The following is a 10752-nucleotide window of genomic DNA, read 5'->3' on the forward strand; positions in this document are numbered from 1 at the left end:
ATCCGGAAAGTACGAGCACCATGCGGCAAGGGAATTTGGCGGGGATGGCGGCGGCGATCGCTGCACAGTGGCGGCCGTTGCTGCTGCTGACCGCACTGGTCTTGTCCGCCTGTGGTGGCGGAGGACCGGAGCCCAGCTCGGCGCCACTGTTCGAGGATCCGCCGCAGGTCGCGCTCGGCGAACGCCTGTTCCTGGAAACTCGCTTCTCGCAGTTCTACGCGGTCAATTCGCCGGCCAGCGTCAACCAGACCTTGTCCACCGGCGATCCGGCTGTCGCCACGCTGGTGACCACCACCGGCAGCCTGCCCGGCCCGTTCGCCGGCCAGGCGATGAACTGCCGGCAATGCCATCTGGTCGACGAGAAATCCGGCATCGCCGGTGGCGGCAACCGCACCTATTCGGATTTCGCCCGCCGTTCGGTGATCACCGACCGCGGTGACGGCCCGGCGATGACCGTTCGCAACTCGCCGGCGCTGGTCAATTCGACGGTGCCGCGCGCCAACGATTTCATCCTCCATTCCGACGGCGAATTCACCAGCGCCACCGAACTCGCCCGCGCCACCCTGACCGGCCGCATGGGCGGCTGGCTGCCGAACGAGACCGCACTGGCCATTGCCCACATCGCGCGGGTGATCCGCGAGGACGACGGCCTCGGCGCACTGGCCGCCGATGGCGGAGGCAGCTATCGCGCGGCGCTGTCCGGCACCAGTCCCAGCCTGAAACTGCCGGCCGAATTCCAGCTCAATGTCAGCACCGCCAGTGACGAGCAGATTCTCGACGACGTGGCGCGTCTGATCGCCGCTTATGTCGAAAGCCTGCTGTTCGTGCAGAACGCCAATGGCGTCAATGTGTCCTCGCCGTTCGATCTGTTCCTGGCCCGTAACAATCTGCCTGCCTCGCCGGCGTTCGGCGAAAGCGATCTCGACTACGGCCGCCGCCTGCGCGCCCAGATCGATGCGCTGGCGGCGCCGCAGTTCGTCGCCGCCGATCAGCTGCGACGCTTCCAGTTTCATCTGCAGCCGTTTGCGTTCAACGAGGCCGAACTGCGAGGCCTGCGCGTGTTCCTGCGCGAGCCGGCCGATGCGGCCGGTCTCAGCGAAGCGGAGCGCTCGGCCGGCGGCGTCGGCAACTGTGTGGCCTGCCACGCACCGCCGCAGTTCAGCGACTTCGGCTTGCACAACACTGGCGTGACGCAGATGGAGTACGACGGCATCCACGGCAGCGGCGCTTTCGCCAGCCTCGCAGTGCCGAGCTTGAGCGAACGCGCAGACCCGGCCGTCGCCCGCGCCAGCCTGCCGCACACGACGGTGCATCCCGACTATCAGGGCCGGATGCGGGCGATTCCGGTCGCCAGCGATCCCGGCCGCATCGATCTGGGTTCCTGGAACGTGTTCGCGAACACGGACTTCCCGAACAGCCAGCACGCGCTGCGCAATCTGCTGTGCGGCATCGCGGTCAGCGGCGAGACTTGTGCCGCGAGCACGGACGAAGCGCTGCTCGCGCGCTCGGTCGCCACCTTCAAGACGCCGAGCCTGCGCGATCTCGGCGACTCCCAGCCGTACATGCACGACGGCCAGTTCGACACTTTGGAAGCGACGGTCAGCTTCTACGCGCAGACAGCGGCGATGGCGCGCGCCGGCAGCCTGCGCAACGCTGATCCGAGAATCGCCAACATCGCGATCAACGCCCAGGACCAGAGCGATCTCGCGGCGTTCCTGCGCGCGCTGAACGAGGATTACAACTGAGACTGCTTCAGGGGCCGAGCGCTGCGATCGCCAGTTCGACACTGGCCTTGCCGGCCTTCTCGAACTGCAGTTCCAGCTTCACCGTCTGGCCGGCGACCAGCGCCTGGCTGAGGCCGATCAGCATCAGGTGATAGCCGCCGGGCGCCAGCTCCACGGTCTGGCCGGCCGGAATCGCCAGCCCGTCGCTGACGGCACGCATCTGCATCTGGCCATCGGCCATCGACATCTGGTGGATCTCGACGCTGGTGGCGGCTTCGCTGCTGATCGCGATCAGGCGATCGTCCTGGCTGCCGCTGTTGACGATACTCATGAAGCCGACACCGGTGCCGCCCGCCGTCGGCGTTTCCCGCGAACGCGCCGAGCGGATCAGCAGATCGCCGATTTTCGTTTCACTGGCTGCCGCTGCTTCGGGGACGGCAGCGGCAGCCTGCGGCGGGGCCGGTTTGCAGGCGACCAGCAAGGCGAAGGCGGACAGCGTGACGATGCAGCTCAGTCGAAAGTTCATGGTGATGGTCATGGCGTGGCCGGCTTCAGCAAGGGATCTTCGTTCGGCGTGTCCTGCAGATAGGCCAGGGTGTTGCGCACCGTTTCCTGGCCCCAGCCGCGGGTGATGAACACCAGCCGCGTGCGGTGATCGTCGCTCGGCCAGTCCGGCAGTTCCTCGGCCGGATGCAGCAGGTTCTGCACGCCGTGCAGCACCGTCGGCTTGTCCTGGCCCTGGATGTTGACGATGCCCTTGAAGCGCAGCAGATCGGCACCGGTTAGCGAGCGCAGGAAATCCAGCCAGCCGAACAGCTTCCAGGCTGGCACCGGCTCGTCGAGGATCAGGCTGAAGGTCTGGATGTCATTCCAGTCCGGGCCATCGCCCCAGGGATCGACGCTGTCCGGCGCGCCCGGCGTCACCGGCAGCAGGCGGATCGAGTCGGCCTTCAGGATCAGCGGGCTCAAGGCGAAGTCGGCGGACTGCGGCCGCCGCCGGCCGTTGGTGAACAGCCAGTCCGGAAGTGCTGCGCCTTTCTTCGGCACATAGACCTCGGCATCCGGATTCAGGCCCTTGAGCTGCTCGCGCAAGGCGGTGAGCGCGGCGTCGTCGACCAGATCGCTCTTGGTGATCAGCAGCGTATCGGCGCTGGCGATCTGCTTCTGGGCGATGTCGATTTCCTCGACCGTGGTACCGGCATTCGCGGCATCGACCAGGGTCACCACGCTGTCGAGCACGAAGCGCTCGGCCAGCTGCGGTGCCCGCAGGATCTGGCTGAGGATCGGCCCCGGTTCGGCAAGGCCGGTGGTTTCGATGATGACGCGCTTCAAGCTCGGAATCTGCTTGCGCTGCGCCTTGGTGAACAGGGTCATCAGCGCTTCGGCGAGCCGGCCGCGCGAGGTGCAGCACATGCAGCCGCCTTCGATCAGCTCCACTTCATCCGGCTCGGCCTGCTCGACCAGATGATGATCGAGGCCGACATCGCCGTACTCGTTGATCACCACCGCTGTGCCGGTCATCGACGGATGACGCAGCAGGAAATTCAGCAAGGTGGTCTTTCCGGCGCCGAGGAAGCCGGTCAGCAGCACCATCGGGATGCGGGTGTCAGCAGGGGTTTGCACGGTGGTCTCTGGTGGCCGTCACGGATCGCAAGGGACGACGATTATCGCCGGTCGCGCGCCGGCCGGTGACGCGCAGCTGCACCGCTCAAGTGGCCGCAGCCCCTGCTTCCGGAATGCCATGAGCGTCAGAGCGATGGCGTTGCTTTTGGTACTGGCCTGGCCGGCTCGGTGCCCGGACAATGGCGGGCGAAGACATTCCCCAGCATTGCCCCATCATCAGACCGAGGAGCAACACCATGAACCGACGCGATTTCACACGAGCCTTTGCCGGCCTGGCCGGCTTCACCGCATTCGCCGGCACCGCCGCTGCCGATGATCCCCGCAACGCGCGCAACGATGTGGCGGCTGCCAAGGCCAAGCCCGCGGCAGCCGTCGACCACAGCGCCCATCAAGGCCATGCAGCCGCTGCTGCCGCGCCGGGTCGCTATGCCGCACTTGCCACGGTGTATGCCGACTGCGCCGCCCGCGCCACCGAATGCATCACCCATTGCCAGAGCGTGCTGGCCACCGGCGACAAGAGCCTCGGCGACTGCCTGAAGACCGCGCTGGCCTGCCAGACCACCTGCACCGCCGTCGCCCAACTCGCGCGCCTGAACTCGGATTTCGCGCCGGCCCTGGCCCGCGATACCGTGCCGGTGATGAAAGCCTGCCTCGATACCTGCCGTCCGCACATCGAGCATCACGCCATCTGCAAGGCTTGCTTCGATGCCTGCGAAAGCGCGATCAAGGCGGCCCAGTCCATCTGATTGGCAACACCAGGCAATGACCAAGCAATGACCGGGCGATTCCACCGATGGCGCAGCAGCCTGCTGTTCGCCGGCCTGTTGCTGAGCACGCTCGATGTGCAGGCGATCGAGGTCGGCCATCCGGCACCCGGCTTCACGGCGACCTTGCTGGACGGCACGCGCTTCGATCTCGCCGCGCATCGTGGCGAGGTGGTCATCGTCAATTTCTGGGCGACCTGGTGCGCCCCCTGCCGCGAAGAAATGCCGGCCTTCGAAGCCTTGCAGCAGGCTTATCGCGGTCAGGGCCTGTCGATCGTCGCGGTCAGCATGGATGACCCCGAGCTGCGCGAACGGGTGCTGAAGCTTGCGCAAGGCTTCAGCTACCCGATGGCCATGGCCGGCGATACGAAAGCCGCCGGCTATGGCCGCATCTGGCGCCTGCCGATCAGCTTCGTGATCGATCGCGAGGGCCTGCTCCGTGTCGACGGCGGCATCGGCGCACGCAAGGCCTATGACCTGCATACGCTGCTGGACGAAATCGGGCCGCTGCTCCGCGAGCCGCGGCCCGATGCCCCGCGCTAGAAACCGTAGCTGAGGCCCACCGTCGCCAGGTAATGCGGTGCCAGCTGGTAGCCGGTGTAGTGCTGGTAAACAGGCAACTGCACGAAGCCGTAGGCGTTCAGGGTGCCGGCCAGGGTGCCGGACAAGCCCGGTGATACGTAGACCGCCTGGCTGCCGCTGTTGTCGTAATCGGCATTGCTGCCGACTTCCTTTCCTTCGACCCGGGCATTGAGCTGCAGCTGCGGCGTCACCCGGCCGAAACCGACATAGCGCAGCCCGGCGCTGGCGGTGAACTGGCTGCTCGGGCGAAAGCCATCGGCCTTGTCCAGCGCCTGCTTGAGCTGCACTTGCTCGAAGCGATCCCAGTCACGGCTGATCGCCGCGTAGTTGTAGACGCCGAGGATCAGGTCGGTGGTGCCGGTGCCGTTCTGCAGGCCGCGATCGATGATCTCGGCATCGGTAGCGAGCGGACCGTCGGTGAAGGTTTTCTGATGCGAACCGGTCGGCAGCTTCAGGCCGAACTGCAGGCCCCAGCTGCGGTCCTCGAACAGGCCCTGCCAGCGAGCGATCAAACGGACATCGCCGATGCCCTGGGTTTCCGAGCGTGAGATGTCGGCGGTGTCCTGCTCTTCGCCGATGGTCTGATGTTCGCGAACCAGATAAGGCACCTGAACGTTGATGCCCCAGTCGCGGTTGATGCTGTAGTCCAGTCCCAGCGTGTAGAAGCGGCTGAGAGAGCCCTGCTGATATTCGTGCTCGGTGGGCAGTTCCTCCGGGTTCTTGTCGAACGTGTGGGAACCGAGCCTGAGTTGGTTCTGGTCGATGAAATCGAAGCGGGCATCAATTCGCAGGCCGCTGCTGTTGGCATAGCCAGCGCCGGTCCAGTCGGTGGCCACCGAGCAGCCGCAGCTGGAACAGGCGATCGCTGCGGTGGGAATGGCGGCAGCGGCGAGCAAAGTGAAAGTGCCGGCGAGGCCGGCGGAAAGACGAAGGTTCATCGGAAAGTCTCCAGGCACCACCGGCGTCTGGCGACGCTGCTTAAGCAGCTGCGACCAGGCACGACGGCGAGCCATCAGCAGGAATTCGGCAAGGGCGCGAATGCACCCCTGCCGAGCAGTGGCCGCGCAGCTGCGCGGCCATCCATGACGGCGAGGCTAGATGCCTGCCTGCGATGGGGGACCGCGTACCGGCGGCAGCCGCTGGATCGAGCCTGCGCTCGGCCGCAGCGGCAGTACCGCGGCGCTGGCGACCGGCGGCCCTTCTACCAGGCTCAGTGCAGCCAGCGAAGGCGGCAATGCCGGCACATCGGCCGCCGCGAACGGACAGCTCAGATCGGCCTCGTCCAGACGATGCGCGAGATGCTCCTCGGCATCGCCCGCTGCCGTCATCACCATGCCGGCGTGATGGTGATGGCCCGCGCCGGCCTGCGGCAGCAACGCTCGCAGATCGCCCGCCGGGCAGAGGGTCAGACAGCTGCGCTGACCGTCTGCGCCCGCCTGCGCCCAGCCCGGCATGAAACCGACAGGCACCAAGCCGCGCAGCAGCACGCTGGCCAGCGCCAGCCACAGCGCCAGCAGATGCAGACGAGAACGGGGATGGAACATCGGCCTCATGTCCGCAGCTTACGACTGATCCAGCGTGGTCTGCGTGACCCGCGCGGCCTGCCGCAGACCCTCGCGCCAGCGGCGTGGACGACTCAGGCGACGCCGGCGTTCGATCGCCGGATCTTCCGCCGCCGGCGGAAAGCCAAGCATTGCGAACAGGGCGCGCAGTTCCTGATGGCGACCGGCGCGGGCGCTGACCCGGACGGTTCGCAGCGACAGGTCGTAGTGGCGGATCGACATCGTCGAGCGCATGTCGAGCCCGCCGCGCAGGCGCAGCAGCGCGCTTTCGTCGACCAGCCCCGGTAGCTGGAACTCGTAGAGGCTGCGGCTCATGGCAGTGCCTCCGATATGGTCGTCGTCGCGGCGATCCGCCGCAGCAGCGCATCGATCAGCAGCACCCCCAGCAGGCTGGCCCCTGCGAGCGGGAACAGCAGCGACAGGCCCAGGGTGATCAGCGCCGCATTGCGCAATTGCAGGGGCGCCAGCGCGCGCGGCGCGCCGAGGCCGCCGGCTGGGCGGCGTCGCCACCACATGACCAGGCCGGTCGCTACCAGCAGCACGATGAACACGCAGGTCAGCAGCATCAGCAGCTGGTTGGCCAGGCCGAAGTAGTTGCCGAGGTGGATTGCCACGCCCCATTCGATGAGCCGCGCCAGCGGCCCGTAGTCGCCGAAGCCGGCCTCCGCGAGCACGGCGCCGCTGTAGCGATCGAGATGAAGGTTGCGCTGGCCTTCGGGCTGGGCGGGATAGGTGTAAGCCGTGTAGGTGCCGGTCAACCCCTGCGGCAGGGACAGGCGATAGGCCTCGACGAAGCCGTGCGTGGCAAGGATGGCGACGGCGGTATCAAGATCGATGCCCGGCGGCAAGGCTTCGGCTGGCTGCTCGATCGCGGCCGCCATGTGCTCCTCGTGTCCGGCGGCGGTGTGTGGCGCCTGTGACGCTGGCAGCGGCAGCTTCTGCAAGGTCCACGGCACCTCGCCGGCCACGGCGCCCATCGTCGCCGCAGGCAAGTGGCTGCGCGCGCCGCCGTTATGGCGATCCCCGCGCGGATAGCCGATCGCCAGCGCATCGCTGATCGGGCGCAGGAACCGGTCGCCCCAGATCGTTGCCCAGGGCAGGCCGGTGATCAGCAGGAACAGGATCAGGGCCGAGGCATACAGGCCGCTGACCTTGTGCAGATCGCGCCAGAAGCGCCGGCCCGTGGTGCGCAGGCGCGGCACGAGCACGCCGTCGATGCGTTCGCGGCCGCGTGGCCACCACAGGTACAGACCGGTGCCGATCAGCACCACCGCCCAGCACGAGGCGAGTTCGACGATCGCATCGCCGACATCACCCAGCAGCAGCGAGCCATGTGCGACATCGGCGAAGCCGACCAGGGTGTCGGTGTAGACGTAGCTGCCCAGCACCTGCGCAGTAGCCGGATCAACGAACACCCGGCGCGCCGGCTGACCAACGGGCAGGCGGACGAACAGCTGCGCGGTGCGGCCCGGTTCGGTGGGCAGATCGATGCGCGTGACTTCGCCACCGACAAACGCCGCATTGCCGGCTGCAACCAGTCGGCTCGGCGGCAGCGAGGCCGCTGGACTGGCGGCGAAACGCAGCTCCGGGTAGATCAGATCGTTCAGCTCATCGTTGAACAGATAGATCGCCCCGGTGATCGCCAGGATCAGCAGGAACGGTGCGGCAAACAGGCCGGCGTAGAAATGCCAGCGCCAGACCTGGGCGTAGAGGCTGCCGCGCAGGGCGGTATCGGAATCATCTTGCACAGTCATTGCGGGCGCCTCAGTAGCGCCAGCCGATGCGCGCATACACGGTGCGCGGATCGCCGGCGTAGACGAAGTTGGCGTTGCCGGTGGCCGTGAAATAACGGTTGTCGGTGGCGTTGAGCAGGAACAGCTCGGTGCTCAGGCCGCGCAGGGCCCAGCTCAGGCCGAGGTCCAACGTTCCGTAGTCCGGCAGTTCGACGGCGCTGGTGTTGGTCAGATTGCGGCTGCCGACGAAGGCGCCGGTGGCCCGCAGCGAAACGGTGCCGAACTTCGGATCGAGCCAGGCCGAGGGTGCGCGCGCCTCGACGCTGGCATTGGCCGTATGCAGCGGCGTGTCGCCGAGCCGGCGGCCATCGTCGCCGGCATCACCCTTGACCACCTTCGAGCCGAGATAGGCGTAGCCGCCGCTGATCTGGAGGAGGCGCGTGGCCTGCCAGGCGCCTTCGACCTCCACACCATCGACACGCACTTCACCGGCCTGCGTGAACACGTTCGGGTCCACCGGGTCCTGCACCACGAAGTTGGTACGCCGGGTGCGGAAGATCGCCGCACTGGCCCGCAGGGTATCGGTCGCATAGCGGACGCCGGCTTCGACCTGGTCCGATTCCTCCGGCTGGGCGACGTCGCCGTTCGGTGTGCGCGAACCGGCGTTGGCTTCCAGATCGAAGCCGGTGTTGTAGCCGGCGTACACCGACCAGATGTCGTTGAAGCGCCAGGTGCTGCCGATCTGGTAGGTGGTGGCCGCCTGTGCGGTAGCGTCCGTCGCGCCGTTGAAGATGCCGGTGGCGAGGAGGCGGGTCTGGCGCACGGCACCGGTCAGGTCCCACTGATCGGTCAGTGCCAGCACGTCCTGGAAGTAGAACGCCAGGGTGTCGATGTTCTGCACCGAGTGGAATGCGAACGTGCCGGTGGGTGCCACGCTGTCGTAGGTGTAGACCGGATTCAGCACGTCGATGCTGCCGACGTTGTTCAGGTTGAACTGCGTGAACAAGCTGCGTTCAAGGTTCTGCTCGACACCGATCAGCAGGTTGTGCGTGTAGCCGAAGGTGTCCTGCTTGCCGATCAGGTCGATCTGGAACACCGAGTAGCCATCGTTCTCCTGGCCGTTGCGGCCATTGCGATTGATGACGGTTGGCGTGTCGGCCACTGGGGCCAGCACGCGGATCTGCTGCAGATCGGTGTTGAAGCCGGAGTACTGGGCGCGCGGCGTCAGCGTCCAGTTGTCCGACAGCTTGACGTCGACCCAGGCCTGCACCAGCGGCGCGTAGGCGTTGAGCGTGGTGAACTTCGGCTCGCCCAGAAACAGGCCGCGACGCAGTTCGGTGACGCCATTGCTGACCAGGGTGCCGGTGACCGGCAGGCCGGGGTTGTTCGCCGTGTTGCGCTGATGCCACTCGGAGTTCAGATGCGCGGTTACCGCATCGAGCGGCTGCCAGGACAGGCTCAGGGCGACATTTTCGCGATCGAGCTTCTGGAAATCGGTATAGGTGTCGCTGCGCTCGATCTCGCCGGTGACTCTCGCGTACAACCGATGCTCGCGGCTGATCGGACCGGTGACGTCGACGGCCAAGGTCTTCTGATCGAAGCTGCCGAAACTGGCGTCGGCCGATGCGCCGAAGTTTTCCTGCGGCGCCTTGGTGACGATGTTCAGCAGGCCACCGACTGCAGACTGGCCGTAGAGCACGCCGCCCGGTCCCTTGAGCACTTCGATGCGCTCGATGTTGGAGAGCGCCGACGGATCGACATCCTCGAAATAGCGCTGGCGCAAGCCGTTGCGCTGCTGATCGGCGAGAAAGCCGCGGATCTTCAGGCTGAAGCTCTGGTAGCGCGCGGTGCGCGGATTGCCGACGTTGGCCGAAGGCACGGCACGCAACGCATCGCCGATCGAACGCACGCCGCGCTCTTCGAGATCGCTGGCATCGAGCACTTGCACGCTCTGCGGCACCCGCTCCAGCGCAAGACCGCTCTTGTTGCCGACTTTGACCGTCGGCGGCTTCAGGCTGCGCACGCCGCTGACTTCGACGCTGTCGAGTTTCACCGCAGCTGCTTCGGCAGTCTGGTCGGCGATTTCTGGTGCGGCTTCTTCAGCCGCGTTGACAGCGGTGCTCAACGCCAGCAGCAGCGACAACGCCGCGGGGGTGAAGGACGAAAAACGGGTCATGCGGGTCACTCCGGAAATAGTCGGGAGCGCCGAGGCGCAAAGCGCGCAGATGGACATCGGAACTCCCTTGCTCGAAACCCGCTCGCAGTACCTGAGCGGTGCCTGCGGCGGCTTGGGTCGGATCAGCCTTGCAGCGGCGGGACGACTCGAGCGCGGGGTGGACCACGAGGCAGTGAAAGAAGGTTCTGGACGCTGCTTGCGCCGGTGCGAACGCGATCGCCGGTTTCTACCTGGCGATCGAAGGCGAACGTCGCCGTGGCTGACGCACAGGGCAGCGCCGCAGCGCCGCCGGCCGCGAACGGGCAGTCGTGGTTGTGAGTCTTGTCGTCGTCGGCCGGTGCGCCGATCGGCAGCAGCGCCGATTCGCCATCGACGATGCGGCCGCCGTGGCAGATCGGCCCGGTGGGCGGCGCATCGGCATCGCCATGCCGCGCCAGCGCTTCCGCCAAGGCGCTGGCCGGGCAGATCGCCAGCCCACCACCGATGCCCGGCATGAACCCGGCCGGCACCAGCGCATGCAACGCCACAGTCACCAGCAGCAGGCTGGCGACGAGGCGATGCAGACGATGACGAAGCTGGGCGTTCATG

General features: G+C 66.8%; 11 protein-coding genes. 3 read left to right on the plus strand and 8 right to left on the minus strand.

Features of this window, described 5'->3' with window-relative positions; translation table 11 throughout:
* Positions 1 to 20 precede the first annotated feature (20 nt).
* Positions 21 to 1745, plus strand: a complete 1725-nt coding sequence (locus G513_RS24900) for a cytochrome c peroxidase (RefSeq protein ID WP_084711458.1) — start codon at positions 21 to 23, stop codon at positions 1743 to 1745.
* Positions 1746 to 1752: 7 nt separating this feature from the next.
* Here G513_RS24900 and G513_RS22595 read toward each other — a convergent pair whose 3' ends face one another.
* Positions 1753 to 2250 (minus strand): copper chaperone PCu(A)C, encoded by a 498-nt coding sequence (locus G513_RS22595; RefSeq protein WP_084711488.1) that lies wholly within the window; start codon positions 2248 to 2250, stop codon positions 1753 to 1755.
* Between the two features lie 8 nt (positions 2251 to 2258).
* Positions 2259 to 3347: a CobW family GTP-binding protein gene (locus G513_RS0111130; RefSeq protein ID WP_022976923.1), complete on the minus strand. Its 1089-nt coding sequence runs from the start codon at positions 3345 to 3347 to the stop codon at positions 2259 to 2261.
* A gap of 236 nt (positions 3348 to 3583) precedes the next feature.
* Here G513_RS0111130 and G513_RS22600 point away from each other — a divergent pair, with 236 nt between their 5' ends.
* Positions 3584 to 4093: a four-helix bundle copper-binding protein gene (locus G513_RS22600; RefSeq protein ID WP_022976924.1), complete on the plus strand. Its 510-nt coding sequence runs from the start codon at positions 3584 to 3586 to the stop codon at positions 4091 to 4093.
* 27 nt (positions 4094 to 4120) lie between these two features.
* Positions 4121 to 4654: a TlpA disulfide reductase family protein gene (locus tag G513_RS0111140; RefSeq protein WP_022976925.1), complete on the plus strand. Its 534-nt coding sequence runs from the start codon at positions 4121 to 4123 to the stop codon at positions 4652 to 4654.
* On the opposite strand, the gene G513_RS0111145 is transcribed toward G513_RS0111140, so the two are convergent.
* The 6 genes from G513_RS0111145 to G513_RS0111170 all read right to left on the minus strand — a co-directional run bounded on the left by G513_RS0111145 (position 4651) and on the right by G513_RS0111170 (position 10751).
* Entirely contained in the window at positions 4651 to 5631 is a 981-nt protein-coding gene (locus G513_RS0111145; protein WP_028475431.1) for a hypothetical protein, read from the minus strand. The genes G513_RS0111140 and G513_RS0111145 overlap by 4 nt on opposite strands.
* 156 nt (positions 5632 to 5787) lie before the next feature.
* Positions 5788 to 6237: a hypothetical protein gene (locus G513_RS0111150; protein ID WP_022976927.1), complete on the minus strand. Its 450-nt coding sequence runs from the start codon at positions 6235 to 6237 to the stop codon at positions 5788 to 5790.
* Between the two features lie 18 nt (positions 6238 to 6255).
* Positions 6256 to 6570, minus strand: a complete 315-nt coding sequence (locus G513_RS0111155; protein WP_022976928.1) for a hypothetical protein — start codon at positions 6568 to 6570, stop codon at positions 6256 to 6258.
* Positions 6567 to 8009 carry a PepSY-associated TM helix domain-containing protein gene (locus tag G513_RS0111160; RefSeq protein WP_022976929.1) on the minus strand — a complete coding sequence of 481 codons (1443 nt, stop codon included), beginning with the start codon at positions 8007 to 8009 and terminating at the stop codon, positions 6567 to 6569. The genes G513_RS0111155 and G513_RS0111160 overlap by 4 nt, the downstream gene beginning before the upstream one ends.
* A gap of 10 nt (positions 8010 to 8019) precedes the next feature.
* Positions 8020 to 10164: a TonB-dependent siderophore receptor gene (locus G513_RS0111165; protein WP_022976930.1), complete on the minus strand. Its 2145-nt coding sequence runs from the start codon at positions 10162 to 10164 to the stop codon at positions 8020 to 8022.
* Between the two features lie 122 nt (positions 10165 to 10286).
* Positions 10287 to 10751 carry a hypothetical protein gene (locus G513_RS0111170; RefSeq protein WP_022976931.1) on the minus strand — a complete coding sequence of 155 codons (465 nt, stop codon included), beginning with the start codon at positions 10749 to 10751 and terminating at the stop codon, positions 10287 to 10289.
* Position 10752: the final 1 nt, after the last annotated feature.

This window comes from Nevskia ramosa DSM 11499, assembly GCF_000420645.1.
Lineage (GTDB): Bacteria > Pseudomonadota > Gammaproteobacteria > Nevskiales > Nevskiaceae > Nevskia > Nevskia ramosa.